The organism is Roseixanthobacter liquoris, assembly GCF_043195135.2.
Taxonomy (GTDB): Bacteria; Pseudomonadota; Alphaproteobacteria; order Rhizobiales; family Xanthobacteraceae; genus NCEH01.
Genome location: NZ_CM195537.1, coordinates 2,415,398 through 2,440,011, shown reverse-complemented (window position 1 = coordinate 2,440,011; position 24,614 = coordinate 2,415,398). Strand labels below are relative to the sequence as shown.

Sequence of the window (24,614 nt, the reverse complement as noted above, 5' to 3'; positions counted from 1 at the left end):
CTTCTTCTTCTCTTGATCCGGCCGGGCGCCCCGGCTCAGCGGCTGATGACCTTCCAGCCGTCCATCTTCGCCTGGACCGTGCCGACGATCTCGTTGAACACCACGGCGAGGGCGGCGATCGCCACCAGCGCCGCGAACACCCCGGCCGTGTCGAAATCGCTGCCGGCGCGCTGGACGAGATAGCCGAGGCCCCGGTTCGCCGCGATCATCTCGCCGATGATGGTGCCGATGAGCGCGAACGGCACCGCCGTCTTCAAGCCGACGAAGATCCAGGCGAGCGAGGACGGCAGGATCACCTTCATCAGGATCTGCCGCTTGGAGGCGCGCATGAGGCGGGCGCCGTCGATCAGGTCCTGGTCCACCTCGCGCACGCCGGCATAAGTGTTCACGAACACCAGGAACACCACCAGGATCGCGGCCAGCGCCACCTTGGATTCGATGCCGAGGCCGAACCACAGGATGAACAGCGGCGCCAGCGCCACCTTCGGCACCGCGTTGAACGCCCAGATATAGGGATTGAGCAGGCGGCTCATGAACGGCGACAGGCCGAGCCACACGCCCCCCGCCACGCCCGCCACCGCGCCGATCACGAAGCCGAGGACGGTCGCGTACACCGTCGCCCAGATGTGGATGAAGATCGAGCCGTTCAGCGTCCAGGTCCAGAGCCGGGAGGCGATGGAAATGGGATTGCTGATGAGGAAATTGTCCACCAGGCGGCCGGAGACGAGTTGCCACACGATCAGCAGCGCGACCCCGAGCAGGACCTGGAACACCATCATCCGGCTGGTGCCCATGTCGGCCAGCCGATGGGGGGCGTCGGTGGCGGGCGGCACGTCGCGGCCGGAGCGGGGAGTCTGCATGAGGCTGGTCTCCGGTTCTGCCGTCGCCTTCGCCGGGCTCATAGGCGCACCTCGTCATATTGCGTGCGCAGGCGGTCCCACAGGGCATTGTGGATGCGGTGGAAGGGTTCCGTGAAGCGCACTTCGTGAACATCGCGCGGGCGCGGCAGGTCGATGTCCTGCTCCAGCACCACGCTGGCGGGCCGGCGCGTGAACACCACGACCCGGTCGGCGAGCGTGATCGCCTCCACGAGGTCGTGGGTCACGAACAGGATGGTCTGCTGCTGCTCCTCCCACAGGCGCATGAGCAGCGCATGCATGGCGATGCGCAATTGCGCGTCGAGCGCCGCGAACGGCTCGTCCAGCAGCAGCGCGTTCGGCTTGTAGATCAGCATGCGCGCGAGGCAGACCCGCTTGCGCATGCCGCCGGACAATTCGTGCGAATATTTCTGCTCGAAGCCGGAGAGGCCCACGAGGTCGATCAGTTTCGCGGCGGCGGCATAGCGCTCCGCCTGCGGCACTCCGGCGACCTCCAGGGGGAAGGCGACATTGTCCAGCACCGTGCGCCAGGGCAGCAGATTGTCCTTCTGCGTCATGTAGCCGACGTTGGTATTGACGTCGGTGACGCGTCTTCCATCGTAGAACACCTGCCCCTCGCTCGGCGCATAGAGGCCGGCGATCATGTTGAGCAGCGTGGATTTCCCGCAGCCGGAGGGGCCGATCAGCGCAACGATGGATCTTGGCGCGATCGTCAGGTTCACATCCTGCACGGCATGAAGCGCACTCTCCTTCTTCTTGAACGTCTTGCTGATGTGCTGAAGCTCGATCATGCCTGTTTCCCGTTCAGAAGATCATGCGTTGCTGGCCGCCGTCCACGTCGATATTGGCGCCGGTCACGAAGCCGGCGCGGGCCGAGGCGAGGAAGGCCACGGCGTCGGCCACCTGGTCGGGCGTGCACCAGCGCCCGAGGGGCGGTGCGGCGCCCCATCCGCTTTCCTGCTGGCCGAGGCCGCGGCCGAGATAAGCTTCGGTGCCGATCCCCCCGCCGGCCGCGCCGGGGTCCACGGCGCCGACGCACACCGCATTGACCGTAATGCCCCGGGGTCCGAAATGATCGGACACCGACTTTACGAAGGCATGCTGCGCGGCGCCAAGCACGGCCGCAGCCAGAAAGTCCCGGCCCGGAATCTTCCCCGCCGCATTGATCAGCACGACGATCCGCCCGCCCCCGCCCTGCGGCATATGGGCGGCGCCTTCCTGGACGAAGGCCCAGAGCGCCACCAGCCCGTCCCGCAGATAGGCCGCAAGGCGCTCCGGCGTCACCGTATCGAGCGTCCCTTCCAGCGGCGCGCACACATCCGCCACCAGGATGTCCGGTGCGCCGAACGTGACCACGGCGGCGCGCACCATCTGCGGCATGCCCGCGGCCGGATCGCCGTCCGGCATGGGGATCGCCCGCGCCTCCCCATGGGCCCCGAGCGCCACCAGGGCCGCCCAGAGCGCGCGCGCATCGCGCCCGCCGACGGCGACCCGCGCGCCCTCCTGAAGGAGCCGCGCGGCCACCGCCGATCCGAACGGGGAACAGCCGTTGGAGACGATGGCGGTTTTCCCGGACAAGCTCAGATCCATGGTGCCCGCCTATCCGAAGACATGGCGGTGATAGCCGCCATCGATCGACACCGAACTGCCGCTGACATGGTCCGCCCGGTCGGAAACCAGGAAGGCCACGAGGTCCGCCACCTCCTCGGCCGTGCCGAGGCGCCCGAGCACGTTGGCGCGGGTGAAACCGGACGCCGCGCTCGCCCGGTCGAGGCCACGGTCGGCCATTTCCTTGGCGATGACGCCGGCGAGAATATCGGTCTCGATATATTGCGGGCACACCGTGTTGATGCGGATGTTCTCCCGCGCCAGCGCATCCGCGAGCGCTTTCGACATGGCCTGCGCCGCCGCATTGGCGATGCCGGAGGGCAGCCGGTCGGGATGGGGATGCCGCGTCGCCTGGCCGATGATGTTCACGACCCGGCCATCGCCGCGCGCCCGCATGCCGGGCAGCACCGCGCGGATCATGCCGAGGAAGCCGAACAGCTTGTCGTCGAGCTGGCCCTGGAGCTGCGCGTCGGTCATGTCGTCCACGGTGGCGCGCACGTGGGTGCCCGCATTGTTGACGAGGATATCCACCCGCCCGAACCGCTCCAGCGTCGCGTTCACGAGGCGGGCGCGGTCGGCGGACACGGACGTATCCGCCGACACCGCGAGCACGGCTCCCCCCGCCCTGCCCGCCTCGCGCCCACCCGACGCGCGCAGCCTTTCGGCCGCCGCATCGAGCCGGGCGGCATCGCGCCCGCAGATCGCCACGCGCGCCCCCTCCGCGAGCAGGCGCGCGGCGATGGCAAAGCCGATCCCGCGCGATGCTCCGGTGACGATCGCCGTGCGGTCTGTCAGCGCGAGATCCATAAGCTCACCAGAGCCCCTTCAGCCGGCCGCCGTCCGTGTTCAGCGACACGCCGGTGATGTAGCTGGCGCGCTCGGAACACAGGAAGGCGATGGCATTCGCCAGTTCCTCCGGCCGGCCGAAGCGGCCGAGCGCGTTCTTCTTGGCGGCGAGCTTGCGCGCTTCTTCGGTGGACTGGACGCCGAGGTCCTTCTTCAGGCCCTCCTCGTTGCGCCGCCACAGGTCGGTCGCGACCCAGCCGGGGCAGATGGCGTTGACCAGCACATTGTCCGGCCCGAATTCGGTGGAGAGCGACTTGGTCATGTTGAGCAGGGCGCTGTTGGTGATGGCCGAGCCGAACATGTAGGGATCGGGCTCCTTGCCGGCGCCGCCGATGAGGCTGACGATGCGGCCCCACTTCTTCTCCCGCATGATGGGCGCCACCGCGCGGATCGCCCGCATCCAGCCGAACAGCTTGGTGTTGAGCTGGTTCTGCAGGCCCTCGTCGGTCATTTCCTCGAAGCGGCCGGAATACATCTCGCCGGCGCAGTTCACGAGAATGTCCACGGTGCCGTAGGCGGCCAGCGTCTCCTTCACCAGGTTCTCGACATCGGCCTGCTGGCGGGAATCCGCCTGGGTGGCGCGGATCTCGCCGCCGGTCTGCTGCGCGAGTTCCGCAGCCGTGGCCGCCGCCTGGTCGCCGTGCCGCGAGGAGATCATCACCTTGACCCCCGCTTCCAGGAATTCGCGCGCCGCCTCGCGGCCGATGCCACGGCTGCCGCCGCTCACGATGGCCACCCGCCCTTTGATCCCAAGATCCATGTGTGTCGTCCTTTGAGGTGAAAATCCAGCGGCCCCATGGCCGCGTCTTTCGGCCGGCACGGCAAGGCGCGCCGGAGGTTCGGGGCGTGCGCCGGCGGCCCCGAACCAGCCGGGCCGGAAGCAAGCGCACGAAGGCATTGCACCGCCGCCGGCCAGCTGCGCCCGGACGGGCGCGGCCTGCGGAACGCATGCGGTTCGGGAAAGGCTCTGCATGCGCGCCGGGCGCATCGGCCGCTCCGCGGGAGACCGGCCGGCGCAGGCGCGCAACGCCTCAGAAGGAGTCTGGAACCATGGGGCACCTCGATTGCCTGCGCGGGACACGATCCGGCGCGACCCGTCTTTGCGAGGCGGGTCGTCGGGAACATGCCTGCGCGGGACTGGCCCGTGAGGGGTTTGCCCGTACGGGGTTTACCCTTGCGGGCGGCGGCGTTTCTCTCCGGGGCTGCTGGCCCCACCCGGCTTTATGTTTGATTTCGTTTCAGCCAGGATTGTAGGATAATCTTGTTGGATAGATATCCTGTCAAGGCCTCTTGTGATAATCCGGTCGAAGCGGTGAGAGGGTGGCGATGGAGCTGAATGGAGAGGGCCTCGATGCCCGGCACGGCCAGACCGTGGAACATACGGTCCAGCGGCTGCGCGATGCGATCTTCGCCGGCCGGCTCGTTCCCGGCCAGCGGCTGATCGCCGGCGACCTGACGGCCGAGATCGGCATCAGCCGCGGCACGGTGCGCGAGGCGTTCCGCCGCCTGGAGGCCGACGGGCTGCTGGAGATCATTCCCAATCGCGGCGCGGTGGTGCGGCGGCTGTCGCGCGATCAGGTGCGCGAATTGTTCCAGATCCGGGAAAACCTGGAGAGCCTCGCCGCACGGCTCGCGGCCGAACATATCGGCACCGAGTCCAACCGCAGCTATTTCACCAGCGTGTGGAACACCGTGCGCCCCACGGGCGAGATGCTGCGCACGCATCTCTTCATGGAGCACAACCGCCTGTTCCACCGCTGCATCGTCAAGATCAGCGGCAACACCATGCTGTCCGACCTCATCGAAACGCTGCACCTGCCGGTGGTGATGTTCCAGGTGGGCCAGGTGATGCAGCCGGAGAATATGGAAAGCTCGCACCAGGACCATGTGCGGGTGGCGCAAGCCATTCTCGACGGCGATGGCGACCGCGCCGAACACGAGATGCGCCAGCATCTCAAGCGCTCCGGCGAATGGGTGCTGCGCCTGCCGAGCTTCGCCTTCAAGGGCGACCGCTGACGCTCAGCTTTCCCGCGTGGCGGCGTGGTCTAACGCCCGCGCGCCAGAGGCCGCGCGGCGAGGATCGCCACCGCCGCGAGCCCGCCGATGATCGAAATATGCTCGATGAAGATGTTGCGGTTGAGCACCTGTTCCGCCGCCGGCTTGAGCCAGAAGGCATGGGCGCTCAGCGTCGCCACCGCCGTGAAGGCCGCGAGCAGGCCGGCCCCGATCCAGGTCATCCGCCCACCCGCGACGAGCAGGGCCGAGCCGCCGAGCTGGGTCGCGATCACCAGCACCGCGACCAGCGCCGCCGGCTCCAGCCCCGTGAGGGCGCGCACCTCGTCCATGGCGCCGCCGAAATCGGCGAGCTTCGCAAAGCCGCTGAAGAGGAACGGCGCCGCCACCGCGACGCGCGCCAGAAGCGCCGTCGCGGGGGATCGCAGGAGCGCATCGGCGCACGCCTGAACGCCGCCGAGGATGCTTGTCGCCATGGCCTTCGCCTCATCTGGCCGCCGCCCCGGGCGGGGTGCGGCGGCGCGTTTCAGAACGCCCAGCAGGAACAGCCGAGCGCGCCCCAGAAGGCGCCTTCGTCGCGGGCCGGCGCGGCGGAAGCGAGCGCCTTGGCATGGGCGTGCCCATGCACGCCGCACGCGCTGGCGCAGCCGCAGCCCGTGAAGGCATAGCGGCGGTCCTCGCTCTCAGCCCGCTTCTGATAGCCGCCGAAGGTGCGCACCGGCGACCAATCGGGCATGGCGGGCGGCAGCGGCGGGGCAAGGCCGGCATATTCGCCGACGCCATGCACCGGCTTGCCGCCGAGCAGGGTCAGCACGCTCTCGATGTCTTGGATCTGATCTTCCGGCACCGAGAAATAATCCTTATCCAGCACGATCAGATCGGCCAGTTGCCCGGCCTTGATCTGCCCCTTCTTGCCGACTTCGGTGGAGAACCAGGTGTTGGCCTCGGTCCACAGGCGCAGCGCGTCTTCCCGGTTCAGCAGGTTCTGCTGGGGATAGAGCTTCAGGCCGCCCAGCGTCTGTCCGGTCACCAGCCAGGACAGCGAAACCCAGGGATTGTAGCTTGCGACGCGGGTCGCGTCCGTGCCCGCGCCGACCGGAACCCCGGCCTCCAGCATGCGCTTGATGGGCGGGGTCCGCTCGGCCGCCTTGGCGCCGTAGCGCTCCACGAAATCCTCGCCCTGGAACATCATGCGATGCTGAACCGCAATGCCCCCGCCGAGCGCGGCAATGCGATCGATGTTGCGGTCGGAAATGGTCTCGCAATGGTCGAAGAACCAGTTGAGGCCCTTAAGCGGCACGTCCCGGTTCACCGTCTCGAACACGTCGAGGGCGCGGGTGATGGTTTCGTTATAGGTGGCGTGCAGCCGCCAGGGCCAGCGGTTCTGCGCCAGCAGGCGCACCACGGGTTCCAGATCGCCTTCCATGGAGGGCGGCATGTCCGGCCGCTCGAAGCTGAAATCCTCGAAATCCGCCGCCGAATAGACCAGCATCTCGCCGGCTCCGTTATGGCGATAGAGATCGTCGCCCTGCCCCGGCTTCACCTGCTTCGACCAGCTCTCGAAATCCGCCAGTTCCTGCTTCGGCTTCTGGGTGAACAGGTTGTAGGCGATGCGCACGGTCAGTTGGCCGTCGGCGTGCAGCTTCTCGATGATCGAATAATCTTCCGGATAATTCTGGAACCCGCCGCCGGCGTCGATGATGGTGGTGACGCCGAGGCGGTTCATCTCCCGCATGAAATGGCGGGTGGAATTGATCTGGTATTCGGGCGGCAGCTTCGGGCCCTTGGCGAGGGTCGCATAGAGGATCGTCGCATTGGGCCGCGCCAGCAGCAGGCCGGTGGGATTGCCATTGGCGTCGCGCTGGATCTCGCCGCCGGGCGGATTCGGCGTGTCCTTGGTATAGCCCGCCGCGCGCAGCGCCGCGCCGTTCAGCAAGGCCCGGTCGTACAGATGGAGAATGAACACGGGCGTGTCGGGCGCCGCGAGATTGATCTCTTCCAGCGTCGGCAGGCGCTTTTCCGCGAACTGGTGCGCGGTGAAGCCGCCGACCACCCGCACCCATTGGGGCGCGGGGGTTTTCGCCACCTGCTGAATCAGCATTTCCATGGCCTGCGCAAGCGAGCGCACGCCGTCCCACCGCAGTTCCAGATTGTAGTTCAGCCCGCCGCGGATGATGTGCATATGGCTGTCGATAAGGCCGGGCACGGCGCGGCGTCCGCCGAGGTCGATCACCTGGGTCTGCGGGCCGGCCAGCGCGCGCATCTCCGCCTCGGTGCCGGCGCTGAGGAACACCCCGCCCGCAATGGCCACCGCCTCGGGCGCGGGATTGGAGCGGTCCAGCGTGGTGAAGCGGCCGTTGACCAGGAGCAGGTCGGCGGTCGCCGGGGCGGCGGGCTTTTCGGCGGTCATGGACGAACCCTTGGGATCTGAGGTTTGCGCGGCCGCGGGGCCGCCGACGAGGGATGCCGCGCCGATGGCTGCGGCGCCGGTGGTCAGGGTGCGGCGGGTCAGGCTCATGAGGATCGCTCCGGCTTCGAGGCGGAAGCGGAAGGCCGCGCATCGCGGGGCGGCGCCCCGAGGATCGGCGGCGCGCATTCGCTCATGAACCAGGACAGTGTGACCGGCTGCCCGCTGAGCGCCCGCTTCACCACGGGCACCGCCTGTTCGCCGATCAATATGCCCAGCAGCCCGATCAGGGCGACCACGGGCGGCGCAGGGGATTTCACATCGAGCAGGGCATAGATGACGCCGACGAGAACGCCGACGGCCAGCGAGACGACATAAAGCTTCATGAAACCCTCCTGAGACGGGGAGGACGGGCGCCCGCCCCGCCCTCCGACAACTTGGCCGCGGGCGCCGGCGATCGGCCCGCCGGAGAGCTCCCTTCGGCGCCGTGGGGCGCGAGCGGCCGGCGCGGCAGGCGCGCCGGCCGTCGCGGTCAGCCCTTCACGAACGCGAGCAGGTCGGGGTTGATCACCTCGGCATGGGTGGTGAGCATGCCGTGAGGATAGCCCTCATAGGTCTTGAGCGTGCCGTTCTTCAGCAGCTTGATGGACAGCAGCGCGGAATCGGCGATCGGCACGATCTGGTCGTCGGTGCCGTGCAGCACGAGGGTCGGGACCGTGATGGTCTTCAGGTCCTCGGTCTGGTCGGTTTCCGAAAACGCCTTGATGCCTTCGTAATGGGCCTTGGCGCTGCCCATCATGCCCTGGCGCCACCAATTGTCGATGACGCCCTGGGACACGGTCGCGCCCGGCCGGTTGAAGCCATAGAAGGGGCCGGCGGGCACATCGACGAAGAATTGCGCGCGATTGGCCGCGAGCCCGGCGCGCAGCCCGTCGAACACCTCGATCGGCAGGCCGCCGGGATTGGCCTCGGTCTTCACCATGAGCGGGGGAACGGCGCTGACCAGCACCGCCTTGGCGACGCGGCCGGCCGGCTGGCCGTGCTTGGCGACATAGCGGGCGACTTCGCCGCCGCCCGTGGAATGGCCGATATGGACCGCATTCTTCAGGTCGAGATGCTCGACGACGGCGAACGCGTCGGCGGCGTAATGGTCCATGTCGTGGCCATCGCTCACCTGCGACGAGCGGCCGTGGCCGCGCCGGTCGTGGGCGATCACGCGGAAGCCCTGGTAGACGAAGAACAGCATCTGCGCGTCCCAATCGTCGGACGACAGGGGCCAGCCATGGTGGAACATGATCGGCTGGCCGCTTTTCGGACCCCAATCCTTGTAGAAGATCTCAACGCCGTCCTTGGTGGTGACGAAGCCCATGGTATCGGTCCTTTCGAGGGTGGACTGGGAACGGGGCGCGGCCGGCGATTGCGCGGCGGCGAGCGAGGCCGGCAGCACCGAAAGAACGGCGGCACCGGCACCAAGCCGCAGGACATCCCGACGGTCGGGAACGTCCGGCGAGCGGGGTGAGTGTGTGGTCATCCTGTGACTGCTCCATGTCGCGACCGCGCGGGCGCCGGCTCAATGCGCCTCCGAGGCGCCGAACATGCTCTTCGCGTAGATGATGCCGAGGCCGTAGCCGCCGCCGTGCACCTTCGCGATCCCGGTGGTGAGGTCGTAGGTCGCCCCGCGCGCCCAGTCGCGCTGGAGTTCCAGCAGATATTGCAGCGCCGTCATGGGCCGCGCCCCGGCCTGGATCATGCGCTGCATGGCGCGCTCGTGCGCCTCGTCGGAAACGTCGCCGCAGGCATCCGCGATCACATAGACCTCGAACCCCTGGTCGATGGCCGACAGCGCCGGCCCGACGATGCACACCGAGGTCCACAGCCCGCCGAGCACGATCCGCCCCTTGCCGGCGGCGGTGACGGCGGCTGTGATGTTCTTGTCTTCCCAGCTGTTCATGCTGGTGCGGTCGATGGGCGTCGCGGTCGGGAACGCGGCCTTGATCTCGTCGAACATGGGTCCGGAGAAGGTCTTCTCCGCCACCGTGGTTAGGATGGTGGAGACGTTGAATCCGGCCGCGGCGGCTGCCACCATGGCGGCATTGTTGCGCAGCAGGACCGCATCGATGGACTTGGTGGCGAACGCCATCTGGGATTGATGGTCGATCAGGATCAGGGTGTGGTCATCGGGCGAAAGCAGTCCCTTGCCCGGAATGGGGGATGCTTGGAGCATGCGGCCACCTTTTGGTTGCAACGGAACTTGGCAATCCAAATTCCGCCCCTATGCGCCACACTTCGGGCCGGAAAAAAAGTAGTAACCGGGAAGATACTATGGATGAAAAAGTGTCTGGCAAGGGCGAAACACTTGGTGAGCCGGCGGGATGTCAGCTCGATCATCTGTTGAAGTTCCTCGCGCAGGAATGGATGAGCCATATCGTGTGGGCCTTGGGCCGCAACACAACGATGCGGTTCGGCGCGCTGCGCCGCGCCCTGCCCGGGCCGATTTCCGCCCGCGTGCTTTCGGGCCGTCTCAAGGACCTGGAAGCAAACGGTTTCCTTCTCCGCAAGGATATCGGCGCCCTGCCGCTGCATGTGGAATATAGCCTGACCGAACAAGGCCGCCGGCTCGACGCCCTGCTCAGCCGCAGCGAGACCCCCGCCCAGGATCTAAATTTGATCCAGATCAAAAATTCGTGATGCCTGCGCCCCTGGCCCGCCGGCCGGCGAGAGGCGGCGAGGCACGTGGGGCCTGCGGTTCGCGCGGCGGCGCGCACCCTGTCGCCCCGCCGCCCTTGTATCCGCCTCCCTTCGCTCCGCCGCCGCGCGGATGATGCGCGAGGCGGAGTGCGAAGCTTTCGCCGGCATCGAACCTCCGCACCCGGCGCAGCCTCAGCCTTGAACCGGTCGCGCCGGCCGCAGCGGCAACCGCTTTGGTTGAATTCGCAGTGGGGGCGCCTTATGCGTGGCGCCATGGATACCCTGGCCCTCGCCGAAAAAACCTCGATCGCCCCGCCCCTGCTCCGGCCGCATTCCGGCACGGCGGCGCCGTTCCTGCCCATGAGCCGCGCCGAGATGACCGCGCTCGGCTGGGACGCGTGCGACATCGTGCTGGTGACGGGCGACGCCTATGTGGACCATCCGAGCTTCGGCATGGCGATCATCGGCCGGCTGCTGGAATCCCAGGGCTTCAGGGTCGGCATCATCGCCCAGCCGGACTGGCAGTCGGCGGAGCCGTTCAAGGCGCTGGGCAAGCCCACCCTGTTCTTCGGCGTCACCGGCGGCAACCTGGACTCGATGGTGAACCGCTACACCTCCGACCGCCGTCTGCGCCACGACGATGCCTATACGGCGGGCGGCGAAGGCGGCAAGCGGCCGGATCGCTGCACCATCGTCTACACCCAGCGCTGCCGCGAGGCGTACAAGGACGTGCCGATCGTGCTCGGCGGCATCGAGGCCTCGCTGCGCCGCATCGCCCATTACGATTACTGGTCCGACAAGGTGCGCCGCTCGATCCTGGCGGACGCCAAGGCGGACCTGCTGGTCTACGGCAATGCCGAGCGCGCCGTCGTCGAGGTCGCGAACCGCCTCGCCGCCGGAGAAGCGCCGCGCGCGCTGGACTCCATCCGCGGCGTGGCGCTGTTCCGCAAGGTGCCCGAGCATTATGTGGAGCTGCACGCCGACGATCTCGATTCCGCCGACGAGGCGGCGGCCCGCCATTCGGGCGACACCGTGATCCGCCTGCCCTCCTACGAGCAGGTGGAGCAGGACAAGGAAGCCTATGCCCGCGCCTCGCGCGTGCTGCACCGGGAGGCCAATCCCGGCAATGCGCGCCCCCTCGTCCAGCGCCACGGCGACCGCGACCTGTGGCTGAACCCGCCGCCGATCCCGCTCACCTCGGACGAGATGGATGCGGTCTATGACCTGCCCTACGCCCGCGCGCCGCATCCCTCCTACGGCGATGCGAAGATCCCCGCCTGGGACATGATCAAGTTCTCGGTGACGGTCATGCGCGGCTGCTTCGGCGGCTGTACCTTCTGCTCCATCACGGAGCATGAGGGCCGCATCATCCAGAACCGCTCGGAAGGCTCGATCCTGAAGGAGATCGAGAAGATCCGCGACAAGACGCCGGGCTTCACGGGCGTCATCTCGGACATCGGCGGGCCGACCGCCAACATGTACCGCATGGCCTGCAAGGATCCGAAGATCGAGGCGGCATGCCGGCTGCCGTCCTGCGTGTTCCCCGACATCTGCCCGAACCTCAACACCTCGCACGACGATCTGATCCGCCTCTATCGCAAGGTGCGCGAGGTGGACGGCGTCAAGAAGGTGATGGTCGCCTCCGGCGTGCGCTACGATCTGGCGGTGACGAGCCCCGAATATATCAAGGAGCTGGTGACCCATCACGTCGGCGGCTATCTGAAGATCGCGCCCGAACATACCGAGCGCGGCCCGCTCGACAAGATGATGAAGCCGGGCATCGGCACCTATGACCGCTTCAAGGAAATGTTCGACGCGGCGGCCAAGCAGGCCGGCAAGAAATACTATCTGATCCCCTATTTCATCGCCGCGCATCCGGGCACGACCGACGAGGACATGATGAACCTCGCGCTCTGGCTCAAGAAGAACCGCTATCGCGCCGACCAGGTGCAGACCTTCCTGCCCTCGCCCATGGCCACGGCGACCGCCATGTACCATACCGGCGTCAACACGCTGCGCGGCGTGCGGCGCGGGGCGAGCGAGAAGGTCGAGGCGATCAAGGGCGGTCGGCAGCGGCGGCTGCACAAGGCGTTCCTGCGCTACCACGATCCCGACAATTGGCCGCTGCTGCGCGAGGCGCTGAAGGAGATGGGCCGCGCCGATCTCATCGGCTCGCGCCCCGAGCAGCTGGTGCCCGCCTTCCAGCCCCCCGGAACCGGCAAGGCCGCCGGCACGAAGCGGCCCACGAGCCGTCCCGTCGGGGCGCAGCGCTTCACCACGAAGGGCGTTCCCCTGAGAAAGTGAAAGCCCAGGCGGTTCGCGCTCAGGCGGCCGGTGGGGGACCCTCAAGCTGCATGACGGCGGCGAAGAAGCCGTCGGTGTCGTGGCGCGCGGGGGTCAACGCCAGATGCTCGGGATGCGCCGATGCGGGGAGCTGCGGCGCGGCCGCGCGCAGCGGCACCACATGAAACGCCGGATGCGCGGCAAGGAACGCGGCCACCTGCTCCTCATTCTCCTCCGGCAGCAGCGAGCATGTGGCGTAGACGAGCCGCCCGCCGGGCTTCACCAGCCGCGCGGCGCTGGCCAATATTGCGGCTTGCAGCGGCAGGAGATTGTCCAGTCCGGGCCCGAGCGCGCGCCAGCGTGCATCGGGATTGCGCCGCCAGGTGCCGGTGCCGCTGCACGGCGCATCCACCAGCACGCGATCGAAGGCGCCCTTGTGGCGCTTCACCCAGCGATCCCGTTCGCCGGCCAGAAGGCGGGTCTCGATATTGTGCAGGCCGGCGCGCCGGAAACGCTCGGCGCTGCGCTGCAAGCGCGCCGCCGAGACGTCGCAGGCGATGACATGGCCCTTGTTCGCCATTTGCGCGGCGATCGCCAGCGTCTTGCCCCCCGCCCCGGCGCAGAAATCCACCACGCGTTCGCCCGCGCGCGCGTCGACCAGCAGCGCGACGAGCTGCGAGCCCTCGTCCTGAATCTCGACCTCGCCGCTTTTCAGCATCGGCAAGCCGGCGAGCGAGGGCCGCTCCCTCAGGCGGATCCCGTAAGGCGCCAGGGGCGAGGGCTCGGCCTTGAGGCCGAGCGTGCGCAGCGCGTCCAGCACGTCCGCGCGCGTGGACTTGAGCGGATTGACGCGCAGATCAAGCGGAGCCGGCGCCAGGAGCGCGGCCATCTCGGCGCCGAACGCGGCCTGGAACCGGCGCCGCAAAAGGTCCGCCGCCCAGGATGGACATTCCAGGCGCACCTCGTCCGGCATGGCCGGATGGTCGATGGTGCCGCCCTGCAATTTCACCACCAGCCCGCGCTCATTGTCGCTTAAGACCGCAGGCGAGAACTTGCCGCCGTTGAACAGCCCCTGCACCTGATCGCGCGTCTTGCCGCCGTCGAGGACGAGCCAGGCCAGCAGCCGGTTGCGCGGCAGGTCCGGGCGCCCGTGCCTCGCCAGCCACCAGCCCAATCGGGCGTGATGGCGCAGCAACGCATAGAGCAGATCCAGAATGGCGCCGCGATCCTCCTCGCCGATATGGCGGCGGGCGCGAAACCACGCCGAGACGACGGCATCGGCGGGGCGCGCGACACTGTCGACTTCCTGCATCAGGTCGAGGGTGGCTTGCAGACGGGCGGCGGGTGTCACGGCGAGAGGTCGGGCTGAAAAAACCGCGGCACCATAAGGGAGAGCGGTGCCGCTGACCATTGATTCGCGGGATTTGTCCGCACCCGCTGTGCGTGCCTGCTTCAAAAATGACCGAATGAGGCGCGCACGGCCGCCCGCCCGTTGCCCGGCCGGGTGTTCGTGCCCATCTGTGCTGCACCCATCCAAACGAGGCAGGTCCGGTCATGGCGATCGCATTCGAGAGCACGTTTCGTTCGCTTCCCGAGAGCCTGTTCTCGCCCGTGCATCCGAGCGCCGTGCGGCAGCCGGCCCTGATCCGACTGAACGAGCCCCTCGCCGACGCCTTGGGTCTGGACACGCAATGGCTGCGCAGCGCCGAAGGGCTCGCCGCGCTCTCGGGCAATGCGGTTCCGGACACCTCCACGCCGATCGCGCTGGCCTATGCCGGACACCAGTTCGGCAATTTCGTCCCCCGCCTCGGAGACGGCCGCGCCATCCTTCTGGGCGAGGTGGTGGACCGGAGCGGCAGGCGGCGCGATATCCAGCTGAAGGGCGCCGGGCGCACGCCCTATTCGCGCAGGGGCGACGGGCGCGCCGCCCTCGGGCCGGTTCTGCGCGAATATATCGTCAGCGAGGCCATGGCGGCGCTGGGCGTGCCGACCACGCGCGCCCTCGCGGCCGTTGCCACCGGCGACCGGGTCCAGCGCGAGACCGGGCTTCCCGGCGCGGTTCTCACCCGCGTTGCCGCCAGCCACATTCGGGTGGGGACGTTCCAATATGCAGCGGCGCGGGGCGATGCGGAGGGGCTGAAGAGCCTCGCGAATTATGTCATCGCGCGCCATTTCCCCGCGGCCGCCGCTGCGGACAATCCCTATCTCGCCCTGCTCGATCACGCGGTTCGCTCCCAGGCCAGCCTGATCGCGCACTGGATGTCGCTCGGCTTCATCCACGGCGTGATGAATACCGACAACATGGCGATCTCGGGCGAAACCATCGACTACGGCCCCTGCGCCTTCCTGGACGCCTACGACCCGGCCAAGGTGTTCAGTTCGATCGATGAATTCGGCCGCTATGCGTTCGGCAACCAGCCCCGCATCGCCCTCTGGAACCTGGCGCGGCTCGCCGAAACCCTGCTACCGCTGATCGACGAGACTCCGGATCAGGCGGTCGCCGCCGCCGAGGAGGTGCTGAGGGGGTTCGCACCCCGGTTCGAGGACGCCCATCTCGGCCGCATGCGGGCGAAGCTCGGCCTCACGACCGCCCTGGCGGAGGATGCCGGTCTCATCGACGACTTGCTGGCCGCCATGCACGAGGGACGGGCCGATTTCACCCTCACCTTCCGCACCCTGTCGCGGCGTGCGTCGGACGAAGATGCGTTCGCCGATCTCGCCGCCCTGTTCCGAGACCCGGCGGGGATCAATGCCTGGCACGCGCGGTACGCCGCGCGGCTGCGGCAGGATCCGGTCTCGCCGGACGAGCGGGCGCAGGCGATGCGGGGGGTCAACCCGCGCTTCATCCCGCGCAATCATCGGATCGAAGCCGTCATCCGCGCCGCCGTCACCGATGGCGATTATGGGCCCTTCCACGCCCTCGTCGCGACCCTTGCCGCGCCCTTTGCGGACCAGCCCGGCAACGCGCCCTATGCCGCCCCGCCCGCGCCCGGCGAAGAGGTTCTGCGCACCTTTTGCGGCACCTGAGGCGGGGCTCGCCCTCGCCGGCGGCGCTTCCCGGTTCGCGAATGCCGGCAGGCCAAGCGCCGACAGGCCAAGCGCCGACAGGCCAACCGCTAATCGGCCGAGAGCTGGCGGGTAACGGGTCCATCCCCGTGCTGGCGCAGGAGGTCGGTGGTGTGGCGCACCACCTCCGATATCTGAAACAACTGCTTCGCGAGCGGGCTCGTCCGGCGCCAGACCATGCCGATGGTGCGGGACGGCTGGGGATTGCCGAACCGCACCACGGAAACCGAGGCGGAGCGGGTTTCCACCGTCACCGCCATCTCCGGGATCAAGGTGACGCCGATGCCCGCATCCACCATCTGAACGAGGGTGGAAAGGGAACTCGCCTCCAGGAAGTCGCGCGGCGTGGCACGAATGTCCACGTTGCAGAACGACAGGGCCTGGTCGCGAAAGCAATGCCCCTCCTCCAGGAGGAGCAGCCGCATTTCGCGGAGCGCGTCGGGGTCGGGAACCGGCTTGCCCGCGTCCGCGCCGGGCCGGACCAGAACGAAGCTCTCCGTGAACAAAGGAATTTCCATCAGGGAGGGTTCGGAGGCCGGCAGGGCGACGATGGCCGTGTCCAGCCGGCCGTCTTCCAATTCCTGGAGCAGGCGCGGCGTCTGCGTCTCGCGCACATGGATGTCCAGGCCTTCGTGCAGCCGGCTCAGATTGCCGAGAAGGGTCGGAAGCAGATAGGGCGCGACGGTGGGAATGACGCCAATGCGCAGCCGCCCCATCAGCCGGTCGCGCGAGGCGCGGGCGAGATCCCCCAGTTCGTCGATGGAGCGCAAAATGTCGCGGATGCGCGGGGCGAACGCCTCGCCGAAGCGGGTGAGGCGCACCTGGCGCGGGCCGCGCTCGAACAGCTCGGTGCCCACCTCCCGTTCCAATTCCTTGATCTGCATGGACAAGGCCGGCTGCGAGATGCCGCAGGCCTCCGCCGCGTGCCGGAAATGGCCGTGTCGTGCCAGCGCCTCGAAATAGCGGAGCTGCTTGAAAGTCAGATTCTTCATAAGCGCATCTTATCAACGCAATCAGTAAATCGGAATTAATCTAATGAATGAGATTTGCTAAGAGCCCTGCGTGTGAAGCTCGGGTGGGTCGATTGTCTCGATTTGCCCGCAGCCTGGATCGGAGGGAAGCATGAACGCGACGACTGAGGAGAGCACGGGCAAATGCCCGGTGGCCCACGGCACCGGCGGCACCCAGAACCGCGATTGGTGGCCCAACGGGCTGCGTGTGGACCTGCTGAACCAGCACTCCTCCAAGTCCGATCCGCTCGGCCGGGCTTTCAACTACCGCGAGGAGTTCAAGAAGCTCGACTATGAGGCGCTGAAGAGCGACCTGCGCAAGCTGATGACCGACTCGCAGGATTGGTGGCCGGCCGACTTCGGCAATTATGGTCCCCAGTTCGTCCGCATGTCCTGGCACAGCGCCGGCACCTATCGCCTCGCGGACGGCCGCGGCGGCGGCGGCCGCGGCCAGCAGCGCTTCGCCCCGCTGAACAGCTGGCCGGACAATGTCAACATCGACAAGTCCCGCCGCCTGCTGTGGCCGATCAAGAAGAAGTACGGCCAGAAGATTTCCTGGGCCGACCTGCTGATCCTCACCGGCAACGTGGCGCTGGAGACCATGGGCTTCCGCACGTTCGGCTTCGCCGCCGGCCGCGAAGACACCTGGGAGCCGGACCAGGACGTGTTCTGGGGTTCGGAAACCGCCTGGCTCACTCATCGCGCGCTGGACAAGTTCAACGCGCCGCTGAGCGCCACCGAGATGGGCCTCATCTACGTCAACCCGGAAGGCCCGAACCGCGACGGCGATCCCCTCTCCGCCGCCGCCTTCATCCGCGAGACCTTCGCCCGCATGGCGATGAACGACGAAGAGACGGTCGCGCTCATCGGCGGCGGCCACACCTTCGGCAAGACCCATGGCGCGGCGCCTGAATCCCACAAGGGGCCGGACCCGGAGGCCGCGCAGCTCGAAGCCCAGGGCCTCGGCTGGGCCAGCGACTACGGCACGGGCTTCGGCGCGGATGCCATCGGCTCGGGCCTGGAAGTCACCTGGACCCAGACCCCCGCCCAATGGAGCAATTTCTTCTTCGAGAACCTGTTCAAGTATGAATGGGTGCAGACCCGCAGCCCGGCCGGCGCCATCCAGTGGGAGGCGAAGGATGGGTCGGAGGTGATCCCGGATGCGCACGATCCGGCGAAGAAGCACAAGCCGACCATGCTGACCACCGACCTGTCGCTGCGCTTCGATCCGATCTACGAGAAGATCTCGCGCCGCTTCCTGGAAAACCCGCAGGCCTTCGCCGAGGCGTTCGCCCGGGCGTGGTTCAAGCTGACCCATCGCGATCTCGGCCCGCGCTCGCGCTATCTCGGCCCGGAAGTGCCCCGCGAAGTGCTGATCTGGCAGGATCCCGTTCCGGCCGTGGATCACCCGCTGATCGACGCGGCGGACGCGGCGGAGCTGAAGGCCAAGGTCCTCGCCTCCGGCCTCACCGTCTCCGAGCTGGTGGGCACCGCCTGGGCCTCCGCCTCCACCTTCCGCGGCGGCGACAAGCGCGGCGGCGCCAATGGCGCACGCATCCGCCTCGCCCCGCAGAAGGACTGGGAGGTCAACCAGCCCGAGCAGCTCGACAAGGTGCTGAAGGTTCTCCAGCGCATCCAGGGCGAGTTCAATCTCAACGCGACCGGCGGCAAGAAGGTCTCGCTGGCCGACCTGATCGTGCTCGCCGGCAATGCCGGCGTCGAGGAAGCCGCGAAGGCGGCGGGCCACGATGTCGCCGTTCCGTTCTCGCCCGGCCGCACCGACGCCTCGCAGGCCGAGACCGACGTGGACTCCTTCCAGTGGCTGGAGCCGAAGGCCGACGGCTTCCGCAACTTCCACAAGTCGGGCTATGCGGTGCCCGGCGAGGTCGCGCTGATCGACAAGGCCCAGCTCCTGACGCTGACCGCGCCGGAGATGACCGTCCTGGTCGGCGGCCTGCGCGCCATCAACATCAATGTGGGCGGGGGCGCCGTCCTCGTCGACAACCCGGGCGTGCTGACCAACGACTTCTTCGTCAACCTGCTGGACATGGGCACGAAGTGGAAGGCCGCCCCGGACACCACGGACGTGTACGAAGGACGTGACCGCAAGACCGGCGAGCTCAAGTGGACCGGCAGCCGCGCCGACCTGGTGTTCGGCTCGAACTCCATCCTGCGGGCCCTGGCCGAGGTCTATGCCGCCTCGGACGCGAAGGAGAAGTTCGTGACCGACTTCGTCGCCGCCTGGACCAAGGTGATGAACCTCGATCGCTTCGATCTCGCCTGATCTTTAACGGCCTCAACCCGCCGCCGAATCCGGCTGCGGAATGAGAGCAAACGAAAAGGGGCCGCGGCACGCCGCGGCCCCTCGCTTTTGGCGATCACGGATCAAGCCGCGAGCCGGTCCCTGTGCTGCGCGACCACCGCGGCCTCCTCTCGAAGCGCCTTGCGCACCGAGGGAAGCGCATCCATGCGAGCCTTCCAGGCCATCACATGCTTGAGGTGCTCGATGGGCGCGCCGGAGCGCTTGTGCCAGAAGGTGGCCCAGAGATAGGCGTCCGCCACGCTCACCTTCTCGCCGGTCAGGAAGGGGCGGCCGTCGGCGAGGCGGTCGTCGAGCATCTTGTAGGCGCTGACGATCTTGCCGCGGGCCCAGGCGATGCCCTCCTCGCTCATGAGCTTGCGCATCAGGGGGATGTGCTTCTGCGCGATCTCGGTGGCGATGAAGACCAGGAGCTGGTCGAACTTCGCCCGCTCGAACGTGCCCCGCGCCGGGATCAGTCCGGCATCCGGATGCTGGTCCGCGAGGTAGGAGGTGATGACGATCGTCTCGGAGAGGAGATCGTCCCGTCCATCGCCGGTCTTCAGCACCGGCACGTAGAGCATGGGATTGAGGGCGGCGAAGTCCTCGCCATTGGAGGTGGTCTTGCCCACGACGTCGAAATGCACGAGGTCGAGATCGATCCCAAGCTCGTTGGCGACGATCTGGACCGCCTGGGAGCAGGTGTTGTCGGCGATGTAGAGTTTCATGAGAAGCGTCCTTGCTGTGGGCGGCGCGTCGTTCGACGCCGCGTGTGATGGCCCTTTATCGACGTCGTAGCCCTGGCGATAAACACTCCAAAATCGGACGCTCTTTCGCTTTTGGAGCGACAATGAAGAAATGAAAAAAGGCGCCGCGGAATGCCCCGCGACGCCTGGTCTTTACCTTCGCCCCGCCCCGGTCAGGCGTGGACGGCCTCGGAGGGGATCGCTTCCACGCGCGGCTTGCGCCCCCCGCTCAGCCGCCGGATCACCACGTAGAAGACGGGCGTGAAGACGAGGCCGAAGAAGGTGACGCCGAGCATGCCGGAGAACACCGCGACGCCCATGGCCTGCCGCATCTCGGCGCCCGGCCCGCTGGAGGTCACCAGCGGTAGCACGCCGAGGATGAAGGCGAAGGAGGTCATGAGGATGGGGCGGAGCCGCAGCCGGGCAGCCTTCACCACCGCGTCCACGGTGGCGCTGCCCTCCTGCTCGAGCTGGCGCGCCACCTCGACGATCAGGATCGCGTTCTTGGCGGCAAGGCCGACGAGCACGATGAAGCCGATCTGGGTCAGGATGTTCATGTCCTGCCCCAGCGCCAGCACGCCGGCCGAACCGGCGAGCAGCACCATGGGGACGATCAGGAGGATGGAGAGCGGCAGGCTCCAGCTTCCATACTGGGCGGCCAGCACGAGATAGACGAACACGACGCACAGCGGAAACACCAGGAGGCCGATACTCCCCGCGGTGGTCTGCTGGTAGCTGAGGTCCGTCCATTCGAAGCTGACGCCCGCAGGCAGCACCTGCTTCGCCAATTCCTCCATCTTGGCGATGCCATAGGCCGCGCCGAAGCCGGCCAAGGTGTCGCCGTTCACCTCGGTCGCGGGATAGAGGTTGTAGCGCGGCACGCGGTCGGCGCCGAAGGCATCGGCGAGCGTCACCACATTGCCGAGCGGCACCATGTCGCCCGCCGCATTGCGCACCTTGATCCGGGCCAGATCCTCCGCCGTGGTGCGGAACGGAAGGTCGGCCTGGGCGGTGACGCGATAGGTGCGGCCGTAGAGGTTGAAGTCGTTGATGTAGCTGGAGCCGAAATAGCTCTCGATGGCGCTGTTCACGTCCGCGCTCGCCACGGAGAGCATTTCCGCCCGCTCACGGTCGATGGCGACCTTGATCTGGGGCGTGTTGGCCGAGAAGGTGGTGTAGACGCCCACCAGCCCGGGCGTTGCATTGGCTGCTGCGACAAGGTCGTTGGTCGCCTTGTCGAGCGCCTCGGTGCCGACGCCGCCGCGATCCTCGAGCCGCATGGAGAAGCCCCCGGCGCTGCCGATGCCCGACACCGGTGGCGGCGGCACAACAAGGATGCTGGCGCCGGTGATGTGGGCAACGCGCGTCTTCAGTTCCTCCAGGATCGACTGGGCCGTCTGTCCATGCTTCATCCGCTCCTCGAACGGCTCCAGCACCACATAGGCGGCGGCCGAGGAAGACGATATGGTCTGGGTGGCGCCGGAGAAGCCCGCGAAGGTCGGCAGGTGCGAGACGCCGGGGATTTCGAGCGCGATGCGCCCCACGTCCTTGGCGACCTCCGTGGTGCGCTCCAGCGATGCCCCAGCCGGAAGCTGCGGGATCGCGATGATGTAGCCGCGATCCTGTGTGGGGATGTAGCCCTTGGGCGTGGTCACGAGGAGATAGGCGGTCGCGCCCAGCAGGACGACGTAGAGCGCCAGCATGACCTTCCAATGCGCCACGAGCCGGACCACGGCCGCGCCATAGAGGCCGGAGAGCCGCTCGAAGCCGGCATTGAACAGGTCCGCGGCGCGGGTGCCCAGGGCGGCGAGGCCACGCTTGGGCGCGTGGTTCTCGTCATGGGCCGCATGCCGCTTCAGCATCATGGAGGCCAGGGCCGGCGAGAGCGTGAAGGAGTTAAACAGCGAGATGATGGTGGCCACGGCAATGGTGATGCCGAACTGGCGAAAGAACTGGCCCGACAGGCCGGGAATGAAGGCGGTGGGCACGAACACCGAGGCGAGCACCAAGGCGATCGCCACCAGTGCGCCGCCCACTTCCTGCATGGTCAGAAGCGTCGCCTCGCGCGCCGTCTTGCCCTCGGCGAGGTGCCGCTCCACGTTCTCCACCACGACGATGGCATCATCCACCACCACGCCGACCGCCAGCACGAGGCCGAACAGGCTGAGATTGTTGATGGAGAAGCCCAGCGCCGCCATCACCGCCATGGTGCCAACCAGCGAGACCGGAATGGCCAGGATGGGGATGATGGAAGGGCGCCAGCCCTGGAGGAACACGACCACCACCAGCACCACCAGCACCATGGCTTCGTAGATGGTCTTCACCAATTCATGGATGCTGTCGCCGATGAAGGCGGTGGGGTTGTAGCCGATGTCGTAGTCGATGCCGCGCGGAAAATCCTTCTTCAGCTCCGCCATGGTGCGGGCGATGGCATCCTGGGTGGAGAGCGCGTTCGCGCCGGGGCGCTGGAGCACCGCGAGCGCCACCGCCGGCTTGTCGCCGAGATAGCTGTCCGTGGTGTAGGTGAGTGCGCCGATCTCGGTGCGCGCAACGTCCTTCAGGCGCACGATCCGTCCGCCCGCGCCGCGCTTGACGATGATCTCGCCGAACTCGGCCGGCTTCTTCAGGCGTCCCTCGAAGATGAGGGTGGGCTGGAAGGCCTGGCTCGCGACCGGCGGCTCGGCGACCACGCCGCCCGCGACCTGCGTGTTCTGGGCGTTGATCGCCTGGCGGATGTCGGCCGGGGTCAGGTTGAAGGAAGCGGCGCGCTCCGGATCGAGCCAGATGCGCATGGAATATTCCCGCACGCCGAACAGCTGGATGTCGCCCACGCCGTCGATGCGCTTGATGACGTCCACCACGCGCCGCAAGGCGAAGTTGGAGACATAGAGCTGGTCGTAGCTGCCGTCCGGCGAATAGAGGAAAACGCCGGAGAGGATGGTCGGCGACGACTTCTTCACCGACACGCCGTTGCGCTGCACCGGCTCGGGCAGGCGCGGGACGGCGAGCGCCACGCGGTTCTGGACCAGCACCTGCGCCTTGTCGAGATCGGTGCCGCTCTTGAAGGTCACGGTCAGGGTGAGGCCGCCGTCGGAGGTGGCCTGGCTGTAGAGATACAGCATGTCCTCAACGCCGTTCACCTCCTGCTCGATGGGGGTCGCGATGGTGTCCGCGACCGTCTGCGCGGAGGCGCCGGGATAGCTCGTCGACACCACCACGGTGGGCGGCACGACATCGGGATATTCCGTGACCGGCAAGCTCAGATAAGCGATGCCGCCGACGATGATGGTCACGATGGAAAGGACGATCGCCAGGATCGGCTGCCTGACGGAGAGTTGTCCGAGGTTCATAACACACCTCCATTCAACGCGAATTGCTTGGGATCCAGGGTTTCGACCTTCACATTGACCTTGGCGCCGGGCTGGGCCCGCTGGAGGCCGGAGACGACCACGCGGTCGCCCGCCTCCAGACCGCCCGTGACCTCGCGCATCTTCCCGAACACCCGGCCGAGCGTAACCGGGCGGGCGACGATGCTGTCGTCCGTGCCGACCACATAGAGGACCTGCTGGGCGCTATCGCTCGTCACCGCGGAGGCGGGCACAAGCAGGGCCGGATGCGGGGCGTCCGCCACCATGGAGATGCGGACGAACTGGCCCGGATTGAGCGCATGGCCGGGATTGGCGATGCGCGCCCGCAGGCGCAGCGTGCCGGTGGAGGCATCCAGCCGGTTCTCGGCGAAGTTCAGCGTGCCGGTGAAGCGCGCGGTGCTCTCGCCCGGAAGGGCCACCTGCACCTGGCCGCCGAGCTCCACCATCGAGGTGCTGCCGTCCTTCTCGGCCAGCCTGCGGTAACGCAGATAGCTCTGCTCATCGATGTCGAAATAGGCGTCGATGGTGTCGAGCGAGACGATGGTGGTGAGCAGCGTCGCGCCGGCATCGCCGCCGGCCACGAGATTGCCCGCGCCCACCAGCTTGCGGCTGATCCGGCCGTCGATGGGCGCGTGGATGCCGGTGAATTCGAGATCGAGCTTCGCGCGATCCAGGGCCCCGGTCGCGGTCATGACCGCCGCCTTGGCCTCGTCCTGCGCCTGCTGGCGCTGGTCCACGGTGGCGGTCGAGATCGCCTGGGTCTTCACCAGCGAGGTGGCACGCTCAAGCTCCTTCCCGGCGAGATCGAGCTGGGCGTGGGCCTGGGCGAGCTGCCCCTCGGCCTGGGTCACCGCCGCCTGATAGGGCCGCGGATCGATGACGAACAGCAGGTCGCCGCGGCGGACGTAATCGCCGTCGCGGAACGCGACCTTCTCGACATATCCGCCCACGCGCGGGCGCACTTCGATGGTGTCGACGGCTTCCAGCCGGCCGGTGAACGTGTCCCAGCCCGTGACTTCCCGCTGCATGGGCATGCTGGCGGAGACGGTCGGAGGCGCGGGCGCTGCAACGGTGGTCGGCTCGCAGGCGGCCACCATCAGCGCAAGAAGGCTGACCGCCGCGAGCTGTAGAGACAAGATGGGTCGCTTCATGTTCGGGACTTTCTGTCGTCCGGGCGAATGCCATCGACGCCCGCCGACTTCGCTGCCGGCCTTCGCCAATACTTTCGCGCCTTGAGTTCTGAACGGATGGGTTCGAAATTACTCTTGTGGAGGTTTCGGCCTGATGGCCGCCCGTGGTGGCAACATGGCCGCTCGCACCGGAGAGATAAACAAGCTGCACTGCCATGCTCTGTCTCTTTGGCGGAGACAATGGGGGCGCGCCGCCGTCCAGGCCGAACATC

20 protein-coding genes are annotated in these 24,614 nt (G+C 67.6%); 5 read left to right on the top strand and 15 right to left on the bottom strand.

The features are described from left to right. Positions 1–35: 35 nt before the first annotated feature. From V5F84_RS10780 to V5F84_RS10760, 5 genes are read right to left on the bottom strand one after another with little or no spacing between them, the layout of a single operon-like run. Positions 36–860, bottom strand: coding sequence for an ABC transporter permease (locus V5F84_RS10780; RefSeq protein ID WP_394042584.1), 825 nt, complete (start codon positions 858–860; stop codon positions 36–38). A gap of 38 nt (positions 861–898) precedes the next feature. Further along, positions 899–1,669, bottom strand: a complete 771-nt coding sequence (locus tag V5F84_RS10775; RefSeq protein WP_394042585.1) for an ABC transporter ATP-binding protein — start codon at positions 1,667–1,669, stop codon at positions 899–901. A 13-nt stretch (positions 1,670–1,682) separates the two neighbouring features. After that, on the bottom strand, positions 1,683–2,468 hold the full coding sequence (locus V5F84_RS10770; protein WP_394042586.1) for an SDR family NAD(P)-dependent oxidoreductase: 786 nt from the start codon (positions 2,466–2,468) through the stop codon (positions 1,683–1,685). Positions 2,469–2,477: 9 nt separating this feature from the next. Next, entirely contained in the window at positions 2,478–3,293 is an 816-nt protein-coding gene (locus tag V5F84_RS10765) for an SDR family NAD(P)-dependent oxidoreductase (RefSeq protein WP_394042587.1), read from the bottom strand. Between the two features lie 4 nt (positions 3,294–3,297). Beyond that, entirely contained in the window at positions 3,298–4,092 is a 795-nt protein-coding gene (locus V5F84_RS10760) for an SDR family NAD(P)-dependent oxidoreductase (protein WP_394042588.1), read from the bottom strand. A gap of 566 nt (positions 4,093–4,658) precedes the next feature. Between V5F84_RS10760 and V5F84_RS10755 the strand changes: the two genes are divergently transcribed. Beyond that, positions 4,659–5,348 (top strand): GntR family transcriptional regulator, encoded by a 690-nt coding sequence (locus V5F84_RS10755; protein ID WP_394042589.1) that lies wholly within the window; start codon positions 4,659–4,661, stop codon positions 5,346–5,348. Positions 5,349–5,377: 29 nt separating this feature from the next. Here the strand turns inward: V5F84_RS10755 and V5F84_RS10750 are convergent, their stop codons facing one another. The 5 genes from V5F84_RS10750 to V5F84_RS10730 all read right to left on the bottom strand — a co-directional run bounded on the left by V5F84_RS10750 (position 5,378) and on the right by V5F84_RS10730 (position 9,976). Then, positions 5,378–5,821 carry a DoxX family protein gene (locus V5F84_RS10750; protein ID WP_394042590.1) on the bottom strand — a complete coding sequence of 148 codons (444 nt, stop codon included), beginning with the start codon at positions 5,819–5,821 and terminating at the stop codon, positions 5,378–5,380. Between the two features lie 50 nt (positions 5,822–5,871). Continuing rightward, positions 5,872–7,842, bottom strand: coding sequence for an amidohydrolase (locus tag V5F84_RS10745; protein ID WP_394042792.1), 1,971 nt, complete (start codon positions 7,840–7,842; stop codon positions 5,872–5,874). Positions 7,843–7,859: 17 nt separating this feature from the next. After that, a complete protein-coding gene (locus V5F84_RS10740) occupies positions 7,860–8,138 on the bottom strand; it encodes a DUF1427 family protein (RefSeq protein ID WP_394042591.1) in 279 nt (92 codons plus the stop codon). Between the two features lie 146 nt (positions 8,139–8,284). Beyond that, positions 8,285–9,283 (bottom strand): alpha/beta fold hydrolase, encoded by a 999-nt coding sequence (locus V5F84_RS10735; RefSeq protein ID WP_394042592.1) that lies wholly within the window; start codon positions 9,281–9,283, stop codon positions 8,285–8,287. Positions 9,284–9,322: 39 nt separating this feature from the next. Continuing rightward, positions 9,323–9,976 carry a hydrolase gene (locus V5F84_RS10730; RefSeq protein ID WP_394042593.1) on the bottom strand — a complete coding sequence of 218 codons (654 nt, stop codon included), beginning with the start codon at positions 9,974–9,976 and terminating at the stop codon, positions 9,323–9,325. A 98-nt stretch (positions 9,977–10,074) separates the two neighbouring features. On the opposite strand from V5F84_RS10730, the gene V5F84_RS10725 reads away from it, so the two are divergent. Together V5F84_RS10725 and V5F84_RS10720 are read left to right on the top strand one after the other, a co-directional pair. Beyond that, positions 10,075–10,440 carry a winged helix-turn-helix transcriptional regulator gene (locus V5F84_RS10725; RefSeq protein WP_394042594.1) on the top strand — a complete coding sequence of 122 codons (366 nt, stop codon included), beginning with the start codon at positions 10,075–10,077 and terminating at the stop codon, positions 10,438–10,440. A 360-nt stretch (positions 10,441–10,800) separates the two neighbouring features. Beyond that, positions 10,801–12,744, top strand: coding sequence for a YgiQ family radical SAM protein (locus tag V5F84_RS10720; RefSeq protein ID WP_394042793.1), 1,944 nt, complete (start codon positions 10,801–10,803; stop codon positions 12,742–12,744). A 19-nt stretch (positions 12,745–12,763) separates the two neighbouring features. Here V5F84_RS10720 and V5F84_RS10715 read toward each other — a convergent pair whose 3' ends face one another. After that, on the bottom strand, positions 12,764–14,074 hold the full coding sequence (locus V5F84_RS10715) for an RsmB/NOP family class I SAM-dependent RNA methyltransferase (RefSeq protein WP_394042595.1): 1,311 nt from the start codon (positions 14,072–14,074) through the stop codon (positions 12,764–12,766). Positions 14,075–14,277: 203 nt separating this feature from the next. On the opposite strand from V5F84_RS10715, the gene V5F84_RS10710 reads away from it, so the two are divergent. After that, positions 14,278–15,750 (top strand): protein adenylyltransferase SelO, encoded by a 1,473-nt coding sequence (locus V5F84_RS10710; protein WP_394042597.1) that lies wholly within the window; start codon positions 14,278–14,280, stop codon positions 15,748–15,750. Between the two features lie 89 nt (positions 15,751–15,839). Here V5F84_RS10710 and V5F84_RS10705 read toward each other — a convergent pair whose 3' ends face one another. After that, on the bottom strand, positions 15,840–16,781 hold the full coding sequence (locus V5F84_RS10705; protein WP_394042598.1) for a hydrogen peroxide-inducible genes activator: 942 nt from the start codon (positions 16,779–16,781) through the stop codon (positions 15,840–15,842). A gap of 130 nt (positions 16,782–16,911) precedes the next feature. Here V5F84_RS10705 and katG point away from each other — a divergent pair, with 130 nt between their 5' ends. Then, positions 16,912–19,083, top strand: coding sequence for a catalase/peroxidase HPI (gene katG / locus V5F84_RS10700; protein WP_394042599.1), 2,172 nt, complete (start codon positions 16,912–16,914; stop codon positions 19,081–19,083). Between the two features lie 101 nt (positions 19,084–19,184). Here the strand turns inward: katG and V5F84_RS10695 are convergent, their stop codons facing one another. The 3 genes from V5F84_RS10695 to V5F84_RS10685 form a co-directional block, all read right to left on the bottom strand. Then, on the bottom strand, positions 19,185–19,826 hold the full coding sequence (locus tag V5F84_RS10695) for a glutathione S-transferase family protein (protein ID WP_394042600.1): 642 nt from the start codon (positions 19,824–19,826) through the stop codon (positions 19,185–19,187). A gap of 191 nt (positions 19,827–20,017) precedes the next feature. Continuing rightward, positions 20,018–23,194, bottom strand: coding sequence for an efflux RND transporter permease subunit (locus V5F84_RS10690; protein ID WP_394042601.1), 3,177 nt, complete (start codon positions 23,192–23,194; stop codon positions 20,018–20,020). Next, positions 23,191–24,363: an efflux RND transporter periplasmic adaptor subunit gene (locus tag V5F84_RS10685; protein ID WP_394042602.1), complete on the bottom strand. Its 1,173-nt coding sequence runs from the start codon at positions 24,361–24,363 to the stop codon at positions 23,191–23,193. Before V5F84_RS10685 ends, V5F84_RS10690 begins: the two co-directional genes overlap by 4 nt. Between the last annotated feature and the right edge of the window lie 251 nt (positions 24,364–24,614).

Coding starts and splice junctions, on each gene's coding strand:
- V5F84_RS10730 (WP_394042593.1), bottom strand. CDS start 9,976: ATGCTCCAAGCATCCCCCATTCCGGGCAAGGGACTGCTTTCGCCCGAT.
- V5F84_RS10710 (WP_394042597.1), top strand. CDS start 14,278: ATGGCGATCGCATTCGAGAGCACGTTTCGTTCGCTTCCCGAGAGCCTG.
- V5F84_RS10705 (WP_394042598.1), bottom strand. CDS start 16,781: ATGAAGAATCTGACTTTCAAGCAGCTCCGCTATTTCGAGGCGCTGGCA.
- V5F84_RS10775 (WP_394042585.1), bottom strand. CDS start 1,669: ATGATCGAGCTTCAGCACATCAGCAAGACGTTCAAGAAGAAGGAGAGT.
- V5F84_RS10760 (WP_394042588.1), bottom strand. CDS start 4,092: ATGGATCTTGGGATCAAAGGGCGGGTGGCCATCGTGAGCGGCGGCAGC.
- V5F84_RS10755 (WP_394042589.1), top strand. CDS start 4,659: ATGGAGCTGAATGGAGAGGGCCTCGATGCCCGGCACGGCCAGACCGTG.
- V5F84_RS10725 (WP_394042594.1), top strand. CDS start 10,075: ATGGATGAAAAAGTGTCTGGCAAGGGCGAAACACTTGGTGAGCCGGCG.
- V5F84_RS10720 (WP_394042793.1), top strand. CDS start 10,801: ATGAGCCGCGCCGAGATGACCGCGCTCGGCTGGGACGCGTGCGACATC.
- V5F84_RS10770 (WP_394042586.1), bottom strand. CDS start 2,468: ATGGATCTGAGCTTGTCCGGGAAAACCGCCATCGTCTCCAACGGCTGT.
- V5F84_RS10695 (WP_394042600.1), bottom strand. CDS start 19,826: ATGAAACTCTACATCGCCGACAACACCTGCTCCCAGGCGGTCCAGATC.
- V5F84_RS10685 (WP_394042602.1), bottom strand. CDS start 24,363: ATGAAGCGACCCATCTTGTCTCTACAGCTCGCGGCGGTCAGCCTTCTT.
- V5F84_RS10750 (WP_394042590.1), bottom strand. CDS start 5,821: ATGGCGACAAGCATCCTCGGCGGCGTTCAGGCGTGCGCCGATGCGCTC.
- V5F84_RS10765 (WP_394042587.1), bottom strand. CDS start 3,293: ATGGATCTCGCGCTGACAGACCGCACGGCGATCGTCACCGGAGCATCG.
- V5F84_RS10735 (WP_394042592.1), bottom strand. CDS start 9,283: ATGACCACACACTCACCCCGCTCGCCGGACGTTCCCGACCGTCGGGAT.
- V5F84_RS10690 (WP_394042601.1), bottom strand. CDS start 23,194: ATGAACCTCGGACAACTCTCCGTCAGGCAGCCGATCCTGGCGATCGTC.
- V5F84_RS10780 (WP_394042584.1), bottom strand. CDS start 860: ATGCAGACTCCCCGCTCCGGCCGCGACGTGCCGCCCGCCACCGACGCC.
- katG (WP_394042599.1), top strand. CDS start 16,912: ATGAACGCGACGACTGAGGAGAGCACGGGCAAATGCCCGGTGGCCCAC.
- V5F84_RS10740 (WP_394042591.1), bottom strand. CDS start 8,138: ATGAAGCTTTATGTCGTCTCGCTGGCCGTCGGCGTTCTCGTCGGCGTC.